This is a genomic window from Kitasatospora phosalacinea (assembly GCF_030268885.1).
Taxonomy (GTDB): domain Bacteria; phylum Actinomycetota; class Actinomycetes; order Streptomycetales; family Streptomycetaceae; genus Kitasatospora; species Kitasatospora phosalacinea_C.
Genome location: NZ_BSSA01000003.1, coordinates 244,972 through 260,740, shown reverse-complemented (window position 1 = coordinate 260,740; position 15,769 = coordinate 244,972). Strand labels below are relative to the sequence as shown.

Annotated in this window: 14 protein-coding genes and 1 tRNA gene; 4 read left to right on the top strand and 11 right to left on the bottom strand. The window is 74.0% G+C overall.

The features are described 5' to 3' along the window. Nucleotides 1-84: 84 nt before the first annotated feature. The 3 genes from lysA to QSK52_RS07250 all read right to left on the bottom strand — a co-directional run bounded on the left by lysA (nucleotide 85) and on the right by QSK52_RS07250 (nucleotide 3,896). Nucleotides 85-1,476: a diaminopimelate decarboxylase gene (gene lysA, locus QSK52_RS07260; RefSeq protein ID WP_285734864.1), complete on the bottom strand. Its 1,392-nt coding sequence runs from the start codon at nucleotides 1,474-1,476 to the stop codon at nucleotides 85-87. 95 nt (nucleotides 1,477-1,571) lie between these two features. After that, entirely contained in the window at nucleotides 1,572-3,227 is a 1,656-nt protein-coding gene (gene argS, locus QSK52_RS07255; RefSeq protein ID WP_285734862.1) for an arginine--tRNA ligase, read from the bottom strand. Nucleotides 3,228-3,344: 117 nt separating this feature from the next. After that, nucleotides 3,345-3,896 (bottom strand): response regulator, encoded by a 552-nt coding sequence (locus QSK52_RS07250; RefSeq protein WP_285734861.1) that lies wholly within the window; start codon nucleotides 3,894-3,896, stop codon nucleotides 3,345-3,347. A gap of 168 nt (nucleotides 3,897-4,064) precedes the next feature. Between QSK52_RS07250 and QSK52_RS07245 the strand changes: the two genes are divergently transcribed. The 3 genes from QSK52_RS07245 (at nucleotide 4,065) to QSK52_RS07235 (ending at nucleotide 5,045) form a co-directional block, all read left to right on the top strand. Continuing rightward, nucleotides 4,065-4,139: transfer RNA gene (locus QSK52_RS07245), tRNA-Arg, on the top strand. 101 nt (nucleotides 4,140-4,240) lie between these two features. After that, nucleotides 4,241-4,588 (top strand): hypothetical protein, encoded by a 348-nt coding sequence (locus QSK52_RS07240; protein WP_285734858.1) that lies wholly within the window; start codon nucleotides 4,241-4,243, stop codon nucleotides 4,586-4,588. Between the two features lie 79 nt (nucleotides 4,589-4,667). Continuing rightward, a complete protein-coding gene (locus QSK52_RS07235) occupies nucleotides 4,668-5,045 on the top strand; it encodes a hypothetical protein (RefSeq protein WP_285734855.1) in 378 nt (125 codons plus the stop codon). Between the two features lie 21 nt (nucleotides 5,046-5,066). Here QSK52_RS07235 and QSK52_RS07230 read toward each other — a convergent pair whose 3' ends face one another. The 5 genes from QSK52_RS07230 to QSK52_RS07210 form a co-directional block, all read right to left on the bottom strand. Continuing rightward, nucleotides 5,067-5,822, bottom strand: coding sequence for a hypothetical protein (locus tag QSK52_RS07230; RefSeq protein WP_285734853.1), 756 nt, complete (start codon nucleotides 5,820-5,822; stop codon nucleotides 5,067-5,069). A 116-nt stretch (nucleotides 5,823-5,938) separates the two neighbouring features. Then, nucleotides 5,939-6,892 carry a trypsin-like serine peptidase gene (locus QSK52_RS07225; RefSeq protein WP_285734851.1) on the bottom strand — a complete coding sequence of 318 codons (954 nt, stop codon included), beginning with the start codon at nucleotides 6,890-6,892 and terminating at the stop codon, nucleotides 5,939-5,941. Nucleotides 6,893-7,127: 235 nt separating this feature from the next. Then, on the bottom strand, nucleotides 7,128-8,624 hold the full coding sequence (locus tag QSK52_RS07220) for an MFS transporter (protein WP_285734849.1): 1,497 nt from the start codon (nucleotides 8,622-8,624) through the stop codon (nucleotides 7,128-7,130). A 180-nt stretch (nucleotides 8,625-8,804) separates the two neighbouring features. Then, complete coding sequence (locus QSK52_RS07215; protein ID WP_285734847.1) at nucleotides 8,805-10,517, bottom strand: DUF885 domain-containing protein; 1,713 nt, start codon at nucleotides 10,515-10,517, stop codon at nucleotides 8,805-8,807. A 56-nt stretch (nucleotides 10,518-10,573) separates the two neighbouring features. Further along, nucleotides 10,574-11,248: a rhomboid-like protein gene (locus QSK52_RS07210; protein WP_285734845.1), complete on the bottom strand. Its 675-nt coding sequence runs from the start codon at nucleotides 11,246-11,248 to the stop codon at nucleotides 10,574-10,576. Between the two features lie 115 nt (nucleotides 11,249-11,363). Between QSK52_RS07210 and QSK52_RS07205 the strand changes: the two genes are divergently transcribed. Beyond that, nucleotides 11,364-12,134 carry a TetR/AcrR family transcriptional regulator gene (locus QSK52_RS07205; protein WP_285734842.1) on the top strand — a complete coding sequence of 257 codons (771 nt, stop codon included), beginning with the start codon at nucleotides 11,364-11,366 and terminating at the stop codon, nucleotides 12,132-12,134. Nucleotides 12,135-12,251: 117 nt separating this feature from the next. Here the strand turns inward: QSK52_RS07205 and QSK52_RS07200 are convergent, their stop codons facing one another. From QSK52_RS07200 to QSK52_RS07190, 3 genes are all read right to left on the bottom strand, one after another. Beyond that, nucleotides 12,252-13,376: an ALF repeat-containing protein gene (locus QSK52_RS07200; protein WP_285734840.1), complete on the bottom strand. Its 1,125-nt coding sequence runs from the start codon at nucleotides 13,374-13,376 to the stop codon at nucleotides 12,252-12,254. Nucleotides 13,377-13,554: 178 nt separating this feature from the next. Next, nucleotides 13,555-14,394: a fumarylacetoacetate hydrolase family protein gene (locus QSK52_RS07195; protein WP_285734838.1), complete on the bottom strand. Its 840-nt coding sequence runs from the start codon at nucleotides 14,392-14,394 to the stop codon at nucleotides 13,555-13,557. A gap of 217 nt (nucleotides 14,395-14,611) precedes the next feature. Continuing rightward, nucleotides 14,612-15,721 (bottom strand): DUF6745 domain-containing protein, encoded by a 1,110-nt coding sequence (locus tag QSK52_RS07190; RefSeq protein WP_285734836.1) that lies wholly within the window; start codon nucleotides 15,719-15,721, stop codon nucleotides 14,612-14,614. Between the last annotated feature and the right edge of the window lie 48 nt (nucleotides 15,722-15,769).

Genomic DNA, 15,769 nt, shown 5'->3' with positions numbered 1-15,769 from the left:
CCCGGGGGCTTGTCTGTCGTCACCAGTCTCCGGGACTTTCCGCACAGATCTACGGCTGGTCCACGTTCTGAGACGAAAATTTCGTCAGCCGATATCGAGCCGCAGGAGATCCTCCTCCGTCTCGCGGCGGACGATCACCCGGGCCGATCCGTCCGCGACGGCCAGCACGGGGGGCTTGAGGGCGTGGTTGTAGTTGCTCGCCATCGAGCGGCAGTAGGCGCCGGTCGCGGGCACCGCGATCAGGTCGCCGGGGGCCAGGTCGGCGGGCAGGAAGGCGTCCCGGACCACGATGTCGCCGGACTCGCAGTGCTTGCCGACCACCCGGACCAGCATCGGCTCGGCCTCGCTGGTGCGGGAGACCAGCGCCACCGAGTACTCGGCGTCGTACAGCGCGGTGCGGATGTTGTCGGACATGCCGCCGTCCACGCTGACGTAGGTGCGCAGGCCCTCCAGCACCTTGACGGTGCCGACCTCGTACAGCGTGAACGCGGTCGGGCCGACGATCGCCCGGCCGGGTTCGACGGAGATCCGCGGGGGCGTCAACTCGGCGGCGGCGCACTCGCGTCGGACGATCTCGCTGAGCGAGGCGGCGATCTCGGCGGGCTCGCGCGGGTCGTCCTCGGCGGTGTACGCGATGCCCAGGCCGCCGCCCAGGTCGACCTCCGGCAGCTCCACGCCGTGCTCGTCGCGGACCTCGGCCAGCAGGCCGACCACCCGGCGGGCGGCGACCTCGAAACCGGCGAAGTCGAAGATCTGCGAGCCGATGTGCGAGTGGATGCCGCGCAGTTCCAGCGAGGGCTTGGCCAGCACCCGGCGGACCGCCTCGGCGGCCAGGCCGCCGGAGAGCGAGAGGCCGAACTTCTGGTCCTCGTGCGCGGTGGCGATGAACTCGTGGGTGTGCGCCTCGACGCCGACGGTGATCCGGATCAGCACCGGCTGCCGGACGCCCTGCGCCCCGGCGATCTCCGCCAGGCGGTCGATCTCCTGGAAGGAGTCGACCACGATGTGGCCGACCCCGGCCTTCACGGCCTGCTCCAGCTCCTGCACCGACTTGTTGTTGCCGTGCAGCGCGATCCGCTCCCCCGGCATCCCGGCCGCCAGCGCCACGTGCAGCTCGCCCGAGGAGCACACGTCGACGTTCAGCCCCTCCTCGTGCAGCCAGCGCACCACGGCCTTGGACAGGAACGCCTTGCCCGCGTAGTACACGTCGGCGCTGTCCCCGAAGGCGTCCCGCCAGGCCCGGGCCCGGGCGCGGAAGTCGGCCTCGTCCATCACGTACGCGGGGGTGCCGAACTCGGCCGCCAGGGTGCGCACGTCGACGCCGCCGACGGTGGCGACGCCCTCGGCGTTGCGGCCGACGGTGCGCGACCAGACCTTGGGGTCGAGGGCGTTGAGGTCGGCCGGCGGGGCCTGGTAGTGGCCCTCGGGCAGCACGTCGCCGTGACGGGGGCCGGCGGGGTGGGCGGAGCGACTCATCTCTGGAACTTCCTCGACCTATGGCGAGGGGCGGCCACCGGTCGCCGTCGACCGGTCGCCGCCCCCTGCTGTGCTGCGCTTCGGGGGTTGGTGCGTTACATCCGCTCGGGCGCCGAGACGCCCAGCAGGCGGAGGCCGTTGGCCAGCGTCGTTCGCGTGGCGTCGGCCAGCCAGAGGCGGGCGTGCGTGAGGTCGGTGACCTCCTCGTCGCCCTTCGGCAGGATCTGGCAGTTGTCGTAGAAGCGGTGGTAGGCGCGGGCCAGCTCCTCCAGGTACGTGGCCACGTGGTGCGGCTCGCGCAGCTCGCCGGCCTTGGCCAGCACCCGCGGGAACTCGCCGAGCTGGCCGAGCAGGTCGTTCTCCCACTCGGAGCTCAGCAGCTCCGGTTTGAAGTCCGCGCTGCGGACGATGCCCTTCTCCACGGCGTTGCGCTGGACCGCGCTCATCCGGGCGTGCGCGTACTGCACGTAGTAGACCGGGTTCTCCCGGGACGTGCTGGTCACCAGGTCGATGTCGATGGTGATGGTGGAGTCGGTGGACTGCCGCACCAGCATGTAGCGGGCGGCGTCCACGCCGATCCAGTCGATCACGTCGTCGATCGTGATGATGTTGCCCGCGCGCTTGGAGAGCCGGACCTCCTTGCCGTCGCGCAGCATCTTCACGAACTGGCCGATCATCACCTCGATGTTGCGGTCCATGTCGTCGCCCGCGCAGGCCGCGATGGCCTTCAGGCGGTTGACGTAGCCGTGGTGGTCGGCGCCGAGCATGTAGACCGAGACCTCCGCGCCGCGGTCCCGCTTGCTCAGGTAGTACGCGGCGTCGGCGGCGAAGTAGGTCGTCTCGCCGTCGGCCTTGATCAGGACGCGGTCCTTGTCGTCGCCGAAGTCGGTGGTGCGCAGCCAGATCGCGCCGTCCCGGTCGAAGACGTGGCCCTGCTCGCGCAGCCGCTCGATGGCCTTCCCGACCGCGCCGGAGTCGTGCAGCGTCTGCTCGGAGAACCAGGTGTCGAAGTGCACCCCGAACTCGGCCATCGAGCGCTGGATCTCGGCGACCATCAGCTTGAGGCCCTCGGTGCGGAACACCTGGAGCTGCTCGTCCTCGGGCAGGTCGAGCACGCCGGGCACGCCGTCGGTGACGGCCTTGGCGATGTCGGAGATGTACTCGCCGACGTAGCCGTCCTCGGGGACGGGCTGCCCGTTGGCGGCGGCCTTGAGCGACTTGGCGAACTTGGTGATCTGCACGCCCGCGTCGTTCAGGTAGTACTCGGTCGACACCTCGGCGCCGGTCGCCTTCAGCACCCGGGCCAGCGAGTCGCCGACCGCGGCCCAGCGGACGCCGCCGATGTGGATCGGGCCGGTCGGGTTCGCCGAGACGAACTCCAGGTTGATCCTCAGGCCCTTGAGCGCCTCGTTGCGGCCGTACGCCTCGCCCGCCTCGACGATGGTGCGCGCCAGCTCGCCCTGGGTGGCGGCGTCCAGCGTGATGTTCAGGAAGCCCGGACCGGCGATGTCGACCTTCGCGACGCCGCCGATCCCTCGCAGACGCCCGGCCAGGATCTCCGCGACGGCTCGCGGCGGCCGACCGGCCGGCTTCGCGAGCTGGAGGGCCACGTTGGTGGCGTAGTCGCCGTGGTCCCTGTTCTTGGGCCGCTCGACCGTGACGTGCTCGGGCACGTCGACGGTCAGCTCGCCGGCCTGGACGGCGGCGCTGACGGCGGCCTGGACTGCCTGGGAGAGTTCTGCGGGTGTCACGGTGCCAAGCCTAGGCGAGACGGGGTACCCGACCGCCACCCGGTTTGCCCGCGGCGGCGCGCGTCGTCCCTCCGGACGTGCTTCGTGTCGTCGGACGCCGGTGCAGGCGGGCACATCTCACGGGCGCGGGTCGTCCGGCCGGACGAGTTCCTGCACCTGTTCGCCCAGGGCTGAATCCCGGGAGGTTTTCCGCGGGGTCTGCGGAGGCGCCGGGGGCGGGCTCCCGAAGTCGTAGGCGAACCGCCGCACGGCCGGGACCGGGGCGGCCGGGTCGGCCGGGTCGGTCGGCGGTGCCGCCCTCGCCCGCAGCCTCCGCACCAGCGCGACCAGCTCCGCCGGGTCGAAGGGCTTCGCCAGGTAGCCGTCCACCCCCACCGACTCCCCGCGCTCCAGGTCCGCCGGGGTGCAGGCACTCACGATCGCGATCGGCAGGTGCGCGGTCTCCCGCGCGGCCCGCAGCCGGGCCGCCGTCCGCAGCCCGTCCAGCCGGGGCATCACCACGTCCAGGGTCACCACGTCCGGCGCGACCCGGCGGACCACCTCCAGGCACTCGGCACCGTCGGCGGCGGTCACCACCTCGAAGCCCTCCAGCTCCAGGTTGACCCTGATCAGTTGGCGGATCACCTCGCTGTCGTCCACCACGAGGACCCGCCCCGACGTCGCCGCCACCTCACCGAGGGTAGCCGCGCCCCGTCCCCCGCGTCCGGCCTTTCGGCTACTTGCCGGTCACCCGCTGACGGGCCGTCGGGCGGGGCCGGAAGAACCCTGTGCAGACGCGTGCACTTTCTTTGGTAGTGTTTCCCGTGTCAGGCCGGGTCGCCCCGAAAAGCGGCCCAGGCCCCCGTAGCTCAGGGGATAGAGCACCGCCCTCCGGAGGCGGGTGCGTAGGTTCGAATCCTACCGGGGGCACCAGTGTGTAACGTGAACGAAGGCCCAGGCTGGCGGAGTTGATCCGCGAGCCTGGGCCTTCGTCGTTTCCGGGACCCGCCGGGCCCCGGGGAGGGGGTGGCGAGATGACCAGGACGGAGCCCGTCCCGAACCTGCCGGACGAACGGCTGTGCTGGCTGGCCGTCCGGGAGCAGCTGGGCCGGAAGGCGGCCAGGCCCGGGGTGTTCGGCTGGCTGAGCGCGCTGTTGGCCTTCAAGGGGGGGCCTCTCGGGCGGCAGTCCGCCGGGTTGGCCGGCGACCTGCGGCGCGACCTGGCGTCGGGCCGGCTGCACGAGTACGCCTTCGCCGTGGACGGCGCCGCCGAGACGCTCACCGCCGCGGAGCGTGCGCACCTGCGCGCCACCGGCGAAGTGCCGGACGGGTTCCTGGCCGAGGTCGAGCGGCGGGTGGCCGAGCGGCGCGGGAAGCGCTGAACTCCGCTGCCGTCCAGGGGTTCCGGCGGGCGGGACGGCCGCCGGACGGACCGCCGGGGTGTGGCAGGGTGGCCGGGTGATGATCTCTCCCGAACAGGTCCGACTGGTCTCCGGGGCGTCCGCCCCGATCCTGCTGCTGGGCGGCGCGCCCGTGCACGACGCGCTGCCGGTGCTGCGGGTCGTGGACGGGGCGGTGCCCGGCTTGGACGGGTGGTCGGTGTTCGCCCGGTTGACGATGTGCGTGCTGGACGGGCCCGGCGACGCCGGGTGCCTCTTCCCCACCCTCGGCGGGTCGTTCGGGACCGACGGGGTCGCCCGGTGGTGCGACGAGGTCGAGCGGGCCGGGGGTGCGCTCGTGGTGTCGCTGGCCGACGCCGCGGAGCTGACCGGACCGGTCGACTGGCCCGCCCTGCTGGACGGCGGCTCGCGCGGCGGGTTCGCTGCGGCGGCGGGCTGACGACGGCGGGCTGACGACGGCTCAGCGCGGCCCGGGCCTGCGGTGCTCCCCGCGCAGCACCAGCGCCGGGGTGCCCGGGTCGTACGCGCCGCAGGCCGTGGTCGACCACGCGGACCACTGGCGGGGGACGGCGAAGTAGGGCACCAGCAGCGGGCCCCTGCGCCCCGGTGCGGCCTTCGCGGGCAGCAGCGCGGGCAGGACGTCCGGGGTCCGGCCCGCCAGGATCGCGGCCCGGCAGGAACGGCAGGCGGGGCGTCGCTCGGCGGCGGCCTCCCGGGCGGTCACGTGCTTGCGCTGCCGGGCCTTGCGGCCCCTGGGCGGCTCCGGGGCGGTCTCGGCCGGGCCGTGCAGCGGGTTCCAGTAGCAGCGCACCAGCAGCGGGCCCGGCCGCTGCCCCGCGTGCAACAGGTGGGCGGCGGCGAGGCGTTCGACGGCCTGCTCGGCGAGGAGGACGGTCGCCGCCAGGTCGGGCAGGTCGGTCTCCGCGTCCCCCGCGTGGTCGAGGAGCCGACCCGCGGCCTCGTACGCCTCCAGCGCCCACTGGTAGGCGCGGCGGGCGGCGGGCTCCCCGCCCTCCAGCTCCAGTTCGGCGGACCGGAACACCTCCCCGGCGGCGGTGACCCGCTCGGCCGCGACCTGGCGCAGGTGCTCCCGCAGGGCCTCCCACTCCCCCAGCACCAGGGCCCTCCGGGCCCGCAGCTCCCGCCGGGAGAGCGCCTCCGGCGGGGGCGGGGCCGCGGCCGTGCCCTTCGGGAACCACCACCAGCGCCGGAACACCGCGCCTCCCCCGTGCCGTGGGCGTCAACGGTCCCATGGTGGACCCCGGAGGGGGACGCGGGGAACGGGCTGTTGCAGATCCGGGGGCCCTGGAAGGGTCCTCCGACGGGGCGCGCTCAGCCGGCTCGGGACAGGAGGTCGGCGATGGTGTGGTCGAAGGCCGCGCTGTAGGAGACGTCGTCGGTGGCGCCGCCCTGTTGGTAGCCGCCGATGACGCCGATGACCTGGCCGGTGGCGGCGTCGACGAAGGGGCCGCCGCTGGTGCCGCCGGGGAAGGCGGGGCAGTCGATGCGGCGCTGGTAGGTGTCCTGGCGGCTGGTGGTGTTGGTGCAGACGACGGGGAGTTCGGTGCCGGCGGGGTAGCCGTAGAGGCGGGCCCGGACGGTCCAGGCGGCGTCGGTGCCGAGGGGGTTGCCGCCGAGGGCGTCCTCGATCTGGCGGCCGTCGTTGGGAGCGACGGCGAGGATCGCGAAGTCCTCGTCGGGGTCGTTGCCGGACTGCCAGCCGTCCGCGGTGTAGACCTTGGTCACCTGCCAAGTCCCGTACGGGGCCTGGCCGTTGCGGTAGCCGGGGACGAAGGTGGTGCCGTTCGCGCCGGACAGGCAGTGGGCGGCGGTGAGGATCAGGTTGCGGCCGGGGCTGTCGATGACGCTGGCGGTGCAGAAGTGGTTGCCGGGGCCGGTCGGGCCGGAGAACAGGGCGCCGACCCGGCGGGATTCGGCGTCGTCGGGGGCGGTGGTGGTGACGCCGAGCGGGACGTCGGGGGGTGCGGAGGGCGGGGCCTGCAGGGTGGGCCCGGTGGCGGGGGCGTCCTGCAGCACGACGGCGGCGGGGGCGCTGGGCGAGGGGGAGGGCGCGGGAGCGAGGGAGGGCGAAGGGGACGGGGACGGGGAGGCGCTGGCGGAGGTGGCCGGGGCGACGCCGTCGCTGCTGGGGTCCCCGGCGTCGCGCAGGTGGACGGTGAGCAGGCCCGCGGCCGCCATCACCCCGACGGCGCCGACGGCGAGGAAGGAGGTGAAGGCGACCGGCCGCAGGGTGCGGCGCTCCTCCGGCCTGGTGTGTCGTCCCATTCGTTGCCCCGCTCCCGCTGCTCCTGGTCGTGGCGGCGCCCGCGCCGCGGTTCCGACGCGGGCACCTGTCGCACACCGCCTGCCCCAATATCCGCCGTCGAACTGGGAAAGCCGTCATGAGTCCCTGGGAGGCTCGTGAGTTTTCCGGCGGCGTGCAGCACAGCAGCGTGCCACGGCCGGGGGCGGGCCGCCCGGTGCGACACCCGCCCCGCGGTCCGGGCCGGGCCCGGAGGGGTCAGACCGCGGCGCGGGCCGCGGCGGCGGCGTCCTCGCCCTCGGCCTCGCCGGGGGCCGGGCGGTGGTTGATCATCAGGAAGGCGATCACCGCGGCGGCCAGCAGGATGCCCATCGCGACGGTGGTGGCGACGGCGTAGCCGTGCACCGCGCCCTGGGCCTGGACCAGCGGGTCGGTGGGGTTGCGGGCGGCCAGGTAGGTGGCGGTGACGCTGGCGGCGATGGTGTTGAGCAGGGCGGTGCCGATCGAGCCGCCGACCTGCTGGGCGCTGTTGATGATGGCGGAGGCGGCGCCGGTCTCCTGCGGGGCGACGCCCAGGGTGGCCAGGCTCATGGTGGGCATGAAGACCAGGCCCATGCCGAAGCCGAGCAGCAGTTCGGCGGGCAGCACCATGGTGGTGTAGGGGCTGTCGACCTTGATCTGGGTGAGCCAGGCCATGCCCCCGGCGCCGAGCAGCAGGCCGGGGACGACCAGGTTGCGGGTCGGGACGCGGGTCATCAGCCGGGAGGCGAGGCCCGCGGCGCTGACCACGATGGCGGCGGTCATCGGCAGGAAGGAGACGCCGGCCTTGATCGGCGAGTAGCCCTTGATCACCTGCAGGTAGTAGGTGAGGAAGAGGAACAGGCCGAACATGCCGATCACGGCGAGCCCCACGGAGAGCGCGCCGCCCGCCCGGTTGCGGTCGCTGATCAGGTGGATCGGCAGCAGGGCGTGCTCGGTGCGGCGCTCGACCAGGGCGAAGACCGCGAGCAGGGCGACGCCGACGCAGAGCGCGGTGAGCACCAGCCAGTCGTCCCAGCCGCGGGAGACCGCCTCGGAGGTGCCGTACACGATGGCCAGCAGGCCGCCGCAGCCGAGCACCGCACCGGGCAGGTCGAGCCGGACCCGGCGGGAGCGGTCGATGTGGTCGCGGACCAGCAGGTAGTACGCGCCGATGCCGGTGACGATCGCGATCGGGATGTTGACGTACAGGCACCAGCGCCAGGACAGGTACTCGGTGAGCAGTCCGCCGGTGATCAGGCCGATCGCCGCGCCGCCGCCGGCCAGGGCGCCGAAGATGCCGAAGGCGGTGGCGCGTTCGCGCGGGTCGCGGAAGGTGACGGAGAGCAGGGAGAGCGCGGACGGGGCGAGCAGTGCGCCGAAGGCGCCCTGGAGGGCGCGGGCGGCGAAGAGCACGGCGCCGGTGGTGGCGAAGCCTCCGATGCCGGAGGCGAGGGCGAAGCCGAGCAGGCCGACCAGGAAGGTCCGCTTGCGGCCGAAGAGGTCGCCGATCCGGCCGCCGAGCAGCAGCAGGCCGCCGAAGGCCAGCGTGTAGGCGGTGATCACCCACTGCCGGTTGGCGTCGGAGATGTCCAGCGCCTTCTGCGCGGACGGGAGGGCGATGTTCACGATCGTCGCGTCGAGGACGATCATCAGCTGGGCGATGGCGATGACTGCCAGGGCCCACCAGCGGCGCGGGTCGGCCTCGGAGGTCTCGGGGGCGTGCTGGGGGGTCACCGTGGGGCCGCCTTCCGCAGGATCGGGAGTGGGGCTGGGCGCGTACGGCGCTCTTCCCAGGGAAACCCCCGAACGGGGCGACGGCAAGGCGGATTGTCCGTTGATGTCAGCATTCGGGACGGCGGCCCCGGGTGCCCGGCCGCATCGGCCACCCGGGACGCGGTCGTCCGGTCGCTCCGGTTACAGCGCGCCCAGCTCGGTGACCAGGTCGTCCAGGCCCAGCGAGCCCTGGGACAGCGCCGCCATGTGCCAGCCCTTGAGGTCGAACTCCTCGCCGCGCGCCTCGGCCGCCGCCCGGGCCGCGGCCCGTCCGCGCAGCCAGGCCCGCTCGCCGAGCTTGTAGCCGATCGCCTGGCCGGGCAGGCCGAGGTAGCGCACCAGTTCGCTGTCCAGGAAGCCCGCGGACAGGCCGCAGTAGGAGCCGAAGAACGCGCGGGCCCGCTCCGGCGTCATCGCCTCGCCGGGGGCGAACGGCGAGTCGGCCGGGAAGTCCAGCTCGGCGTGCATGCCGATGTCGACGATCACCCGCAGCGCCCGCATCATCTGGGCGTTCAGGTAGCCGAGGCGGTGGCCCGGGTCGGTGAGGTAGCCGAGCTCGTCCATCAGGCGCTCGGCGTACAGCGCCCAGCCCTCCATGTTGGCGCTGACCCCGCCCAGGGTGACCTGGTAGGTGGAGAGCCGGTCGGCGACGTACGTCCACTGGGCCAGCTGCAGGTGGTGGCCCGGGACGCCCTCGTGGTACCAGGTGGAGACCAGGTCCCACTCCGGGAACGCCTCCCGGCCCAGGGTCGGCAGCCAGGTCCGGCCGGGGCGGGAGAAGTCCAGCGAGGGCTGGGTGTAGTACGGGGCGGCGGCGCTGCCGGGCGGGGCGATCCGCGACTCGACCTTGAGCAGCGGCTCGGCCAGGTCGAAGTGGGTGCCCTGGAGGTCGTTGATCGCCCGGTCCATCAGGCCCTGCAGGTACTCCTGCACCTCCTGCTCGCCGCGGATCGCCGGGCCGTCGGTCTCCAGCCACTTCATCGCCTGCATCGGGGTCGCGCCCGGACGGACCTTCTCCGCCTCGGCCCGCATCTGGGCGTCCAGGTCGTGGAACTGCTCCCAGGCCCAGCGGTACGCCTCGTCCAGGTCGAGCTCGGCGCCCGTCCAGAACCGCACCCAGCGGGCGTAGCGCTCGCGGCCGACCGCGTCGGGGGTGCCCTTCGCGGCGGGGGCGTACGCGTCGCGCATCCAGTCGCGCAGGTCGGCGAGCGCGGCGGTGGCCTCGACCGCGGTGGCGGTCAGCTGCCCGCGCAGGTGCTCGGGGGCGGCGGCGACCAGTTCGCCGAACCAGCCGCCGGGGGTCTCGCCGTCGATCCACTCGCCGAACTGGCCGACCACCGTCTCCACCTGGCGCGGCGCCGACAGCAGGCCGCGCCGGATTCCCTCCTCCAGGCTCTGCCGGTACTGGGCCATCGCCAGCGGGAAGCGGGCCAGCCGACGGCCCAGGCGCTGCCAGTCCTCGTCGGTCCCGGTGGGCAGCAGGGTGAACATCTCGCGGGTGTTGTGCACCGGCGAACCCAGGTTGCGGACGCTGCGGTAGCCCTCGCCCGCGTCGTGCACGGCCAGTTCGGCGGTCAGCCGCTCGCGCAGCAGCCGGGCGCAGCGGCGCTCGGCCTCGTCCTCGACCGGGCCGGACGCCTCCAGCTCGTCCAGGGCGGCGAGGGTGCGGCGGGCCAGCTCGGCGGTGGCTTCGATGCCCTCGGACGACAGGTCGGTGAGCCGGTCGTCCTCCGGGTTGAGGCCGAGGTACACCGCGGTCAGCGGGTCGACCTCGGCGAGCGCGTGGACGTAGGAGTCGGCGAGGCGGCGCGGGGTGGGGCCGCTCGGGTGAGGGACGTTCAGTTCATGAGCCATCCGGCCATCCTGTCGCAGCCGCAGGCGAATTCAACCCCTGTCCGCTGTCGAAGTGGTCACCCCTTCGCGGGGACGAGTCGGCGGGCGCTGCGCCACGGGTCCCAGGTCGGCCGGCCCCGGGTGATCGGGTGGAACGCCAGGCCGATCAGCACCGAGCAGAAGTGCCCGAGGTCGGTGAACGTGTGCGAGGCCAGCAGCGGCACCAGGTAGAACCCGACCAGCCCGCAGCCGTACACCCAGCGCCACGCCCCGGCCAGCCGGTACGTCAGCACGCCCTCCACCCCGGCCAACGCGTACGACACGCCGACGTCCACCGTGGTCGACATGTTCTGCGGCAGCACGTGGTGGTGGACGCCCCAGGCGACCACGCCCTCGCTGACGAAGGTCGCCAGCACGTGCGCGGTCAGCGCGACCGTCAGCCAGCGGCGGGTGCCGAGCCAGCGTTCGGCGGGCACGTGGAAGACGTGGAACACCACGAAGTAGAAGAGGAAGTTCGCCTGCTCGGTCCAGATCAGGCTGGCCAGCAGGGCGTGCACCGGGTGCGAGGAGAGCTGGTCGAGGTTGGTGGAACGCTTCTGCAGGAAGTACTCCAGCGCCGCCGGGTCCATCCGCGCCACCACGAAACTGGTGATCGCCAGCAGCAGCAGCCACACGTACGTCCCCGGGGACTTCCCGACCCATCGCGCCACCGCCCGCACCCACCGCACCGGCCGCTCCTCGCCGCGACTCACCCGACACCTGCCCACAGTCTGCGGCCCCGGAGCGGGCCCCGCCCGGCGGGAACCCGCCGGTAGCGGCCGTGCGGAGGGGGTCCGGCGGCCCCGCCCGAGGTCTACCCTGGCACGCATGGCAGCGACCCCCTCCCCCGTCGGGGACCCCGTCGAGGAACCCGTCGACGACCCCACCGCCGCGGAGCGCCCACGCCGCGCCGCCTACCGCCGACTGCCCGTCCAGCAACGGCGCGAACAACTCATCGCCGTCGCCCTCGAACTCTTCGCCGCCCGCCCGCCCGAGGAGGTCTCCCTCGACGACGTCGCGGAGGCCGCGGGCGCCTCCCGGCCGCTCGTCTACCGCTACTTCGCCGGGGGAAAGCAGCAGTTGTACGAGGCGGCGCTGCGCAGCGCCGCCTCCGAGCTCACCACCCGCTTCGCCGTCGAACCCACCGACGGCACCCCCACCCAGCAGCTCGGCGCCGTCCTGCACCGCTACTTCGACTTCGTCGGCGAGCACGCCGCGGGCTACGGCGCGCTGCTGCGCGGCGGCTCCGTCGTCGAGACCGCGCGCACCTCGGCCATCGTCGACGACGTGCGCCGGGCGGCGCTCCGGCGCACCCTGCGCCACCTCGGCGTGCGGGAGGCCGGGCCGCGGCTCACCCTGCTGGTGCGCTCGTGGATCTCGGTGGTCGAAGCCTCCGCGATCAGCTGGCTCGACGAGGGGCGGCAGATCCCGGCCGACTCGCTGTGCGCCTGGCTGGTCGACCAGTTCGTGGTGATGGCCGCGGCCACCGCCGTCCGCGACGGGCAGACCGCGGAGGTGCTGCACGGCTGGCTGGAGCTGGAGACCGCGGAGAGTCCGGCGGGAGTGCTCATCGCGCGGTTGCGCGAGATGGGGCTCTGAGGAGGGCCCGGTAGGGGCCGGGGAACGGCGGGCCCGGAGCTGCTCACGGTTCACCGCCGGGGCGTGCCGTGGCTTCGGGCGCCGTTCGGGCGGCCCGAAGCCACGGCCTCGCCGTTCTCACCCCCGGCCAGGGGCGGTCTCCTTGCGGCGGCGGGTGACCACCAGGGTGGCCGCACCGAGGGCGATCGCCGCCGCGCCCGCGGTCGTGACGGCCGCGAGCGGGGTGCCCGGGCCGGTGAAGGCCAGGCCCGTGCCGGTGCCGGTCTCCGTGGCGGTGGCGGTGCTGGTGGTCGTGGCGGTGCTGGTGGTCGTGGCGGTCGTGGTGGTCAGACCGGCCTCGGTGGCGTCGTTGCCGCCGTTGCCCGACGGCCGGCCCTCCTCGCCCTTCGTGCCGTTCCCGTCCGCGCCGCCGTCCTTGCCGCCCGCCTGCTCGGCCGCCTTGTCCCGGGCCTGGGCCTCCTTGAGCCCCGTGGCCAGGAACTCGCGCAGGTCCTCCAGGGTGCCGCTGGTCAGCAGCACGTTCACGGCCTTCCGGACCTCGGGGCCGCCCACGGACATCGCCTGGGTGGCCTGGATGCGGTAGTCGTCGAGCAGCATCCCCGGTGCCTGTGCCAGGAAGTCGGCGATCTCCTCGGCGCTGCCCCGCTCCAGCACCGCGAGCGCCGCGGCGCGCAGTCCGGCGCTGATGAGCGGGGTCTCGGCGAACTGCGAGAGCTTGACGCGGTTGTTGTCGGCGGTCAGCGCCGGGACGGTGACGTGCAGGAAGTGCTCGATCGCCTCCGGACTGCCGTCGTTGAACGCCGCCTGGGCCGCCTGCCGGATCGGGCCGTCCCCGGACTCGCTCATGATCTGGGTGGCCCTGATGTTGTTGTCGTCGTGGACGACCCCGATCAGCTCGACGTCGAGGAAGTGCCGGATCTGCTCAGCGGTACCGCCCTGCGCCTCCTTGACCGTCTTGTAGTAATGGGCGTAGTGGCCCGGCTCGGCGAGGGCCGCCGCCAGGCGGGCCCGCAGCGCGGCCTCGTCGAGCACCGGCGTGACCGGAGCAGCGGGCTCGACGTTCGGCGCCGTGGGCTCGACGTCCGGCGCCGTGGGCGCGGCGTCCGGCGCCGTGGGCGCGGCGTCCGGCGCGGACCGGCCGGTCGGGGTGGTCTCGGCCATCGCCTGTGCGGCGCCGAGGACGGTGGGTGCGGAGACGGCCGCGACGAAGACGGCAGCGGCGATCGACCGACGGATGCTCAAGACTCCCCCAGGGAAGGTGGTTCGCGCGAGAGCCGCCACTGCGGTGGGACCGTCACGCGGCGGCGGGCGGAAGGGATCGTATCGGAACCTTCCACTCCGTCATAACGTCTTCTTTTCAGATCCTTTGCCTGAGAAGTCCCCGTTCCGGCCGTTCTCCGCACCCCGGGACCGCGTGGGGTCACGCCTGGCCGAGGGTGGTCTCCTGGCGGCCGAGGCCGGTGACCTCGAGGGCGAGCTTGTCGCCCGCGCGGAGGAAGGGGGTGCCGGGGCGGCCGAGGGTGACGCCGGCGGGGGTGCCGGTGATGACGACGTCGCCGGGGTCGAGGCGCATGAAGTGGGTGAGGTAGCGGACGGTCTCGTGGACCGGGAAGATCATGTCGGCGGTGGAGCCGTCCTGCCGGAGTTCGCCGTTGACCCAGAGGCGGAGGCCGAGGGCCTGCGGGTCGCCGAGTTCGTCGGGGGTGACCAGCCAGGGGCCGAGCGGGGTGAAGGTCTCGGCGGACTTGCCCTTGTCCCACTGGCCGCCGCGGTCGAACTGGAAGGCGCGTTCGGTGACGTCGTTGACGGCGGCGTAGCCCGCGATGATCGCGGCGGCGTCCGCCGGGGTGTCGAGGTAGCGGCCGGTGCGGCCGATGACGACGGCGAGTTCGACCTCGTAGTCGGTCTTCTCGCTGCCGCGCGGGACGAGCACCTGGTCGTGGGGGCCGACCAGGGTGTTGGTGGGCTTGAGGAAGACCACCGGCTCGGTCGGGATCGCGGCACCCGCCTCGGCCGCGTGGTCGCGGTAGTTGAGGCCGATGCCGACGATCTTGCCGGGCCGGGCGACCGGCGGGCCGACGCGTTCGCCGGTGAGGTCGGTGACCGGGAGGGCCGCGGGGTCGAAGGTCGCCGGGTCGAACCCGGCAAGGAAGGCGCCGTCCAGGTCGGGGGTGAGGGGACGGAGGTCGCGGGCGGTGCCGTCGGGGGCGAGTACGACCGGTCGTTCTGCGCCCGCAGGGCCCACGCGGAGGAGCTTCACTGCCCGTCACCACCTGTTCGTCTCGGGGGCGGGTCCGACCCTGCCCCGGGACATTGAGGTATACCAGCGGTGCTCGCCTGCGGAACAGTGGTGTCCGTTCGGCGAAATCCTCCCAATCGAAAGGGACCGGGCGGAAGCCGAATCAGCGGCCCGCACCCTTGACAGCCGCCCGGCCCTCCCGGCCCTCCCGGCGCCCCGCGCCCGGCCCGGCCGCCGGTCAGGTCTCGCGCTGCGGCCGGTAGTCGGCCTCCTCGACGCCGAACGTCCAGGCGACGCCGGCCCGGGCGGTGCGGGTGCCGGGCGGGACGCGCAGGTAGTAGGTGCGGTGGGTGCCGTCCGGTTCGGGGGTGGAGTTGACCACCTCGACCATCACCACCGGTTCGTCGTCCGGGAGTTGGATCCGCCACAGGACGCCGGTCTCGTCCCGGTGCAGCGGCTCGGCGCCGGACTCGGCGAGGTAGCGGTCGTAGCCGAAGTGCTCCAGCATGACGCGGCGCAGCTCGGCGTTCTCCTCGGAGCGGATGCGCTCGGGGGTGAGGCCGGTCAGCTGCTCGGGGAAGTCCGCGGGGACGGGCATGCCGCGCCAGGCGTGCAGCGCGAAGCCGTCGGCGTACGCGAGGGCGGGGCCGTCGGCGCGGTCGAGCCGGCCGGCCTCGTCGCGGTGCAGGACGGTGGGGCGTTCGCTGAGCAGCACGGCGCGCTCGTACGGCCACCACCAGCCGGCCTGGCGGGCGACGCCGGCCAGCGCGGCGAGGGCCGCGTCGCCGGTGCCCGCGGTGTCGAAGGCGGCGAGCCAGGCGGCGTCGTGCTGCCCGGCCACCGCGTCCAGCAGGGCGAGCCGGACCGCGGCGCGCTCCTCGGCGGCCCGCTGCCGGACCGCCCGGTTCTCGGGCCTGCGGGCCTGCTGCCAGTCGTCGATCGGCTCGGGCTCGGGGGCGAAGTGGTCGAGCAGCGCGGTGCGGACGCGTTCGGCGGGCAGCGCGGCGGTGGCGGCGAGTTCGGCGCCGGTGGTGTTCCAGAGCTCGGCCCAGCCGGCCGGGCCGAGCGCGGCGAGGGCCGCGGTGCGGGCCCGCTCCCAGGCGGCGGTGCGGACCTGCTCGCGCACGCTGGCCCCGAACCCGCCCGGGCGGGACAGGAGTTCGGTGAGGGCGGCGCGCGGCGAGGGGTACCAGCGGAACTCGGCGGGCTCGGCGAGCCCGGCGGCCCGGTAGGCGTCCCGGACGGCCTGCTCGGCGGTGGCCCGGTCGGCGGGGCCGGTGGCGGCGGCGACGGCCCGCCAGTGGGCCACCGAGAGGTCGGCCGGACGGCCGGTCAGCTGGCTGGTCATCGGTTCTCCGTGTCCTGGGTCCTGGGTCTGCTACGGGGCGGGCTCGGA

Excerpts from the sequence above, each read along its gene's own strand:
- QSK52_RS07240 (WP_285734858.1), top strand. The coding sequence starts at position 4,241 with ATGACCAGGACGGAGCCCGTCCCGAACCTGCCGGACGAACGGCTGTGC.
- QSK52_RS07190 (WP_285734836.1), bottom strand. The coding sequence starts at position 15,721 with ATGACCAGCCAGCTGACCGGCCGTCCGGCCGACCTCTCGGTGGCCCAC.
- QSK52_RS07215 (WP_285734847.1), bottom strand. The coding sequence starts at position 10,517 with ATGGCTCATGAACTGAACGTCCCTCACCCGAGCGGCCCCACCCCGCGC.
- lysA (WP_285734864.1), bottom strand. The coding sequence starts at position 1,476 with ATGAGTCGCTCCGCCCACCCCGCCGGCCCCCGTCACGGCGACGTGCTG.
- QSK52_RS07205 (WP_285734842.1), top strand. The coding sequence starts at position 11,364 with ATGGCAGCGACCCCCTCCCCCGTCGGGGACCCCGTCGAGGAACCCGTC.
- QSK52_RS07235 (WP_285734855.1), top strand. The coding sequence starts at position 4,668 with ATGATCTCTCCCGAACAGGTCCGACTGGTCTCCGGGGCGTCCGCCCCG.
- QSK52_RS07225 (WP_285734851.1), bottom strand. The coding sequence starts at position 6,892 with ATGGGACGACACACCAGGCCGGAGGAGCGCCGCACCCTGCGGCCGGTC.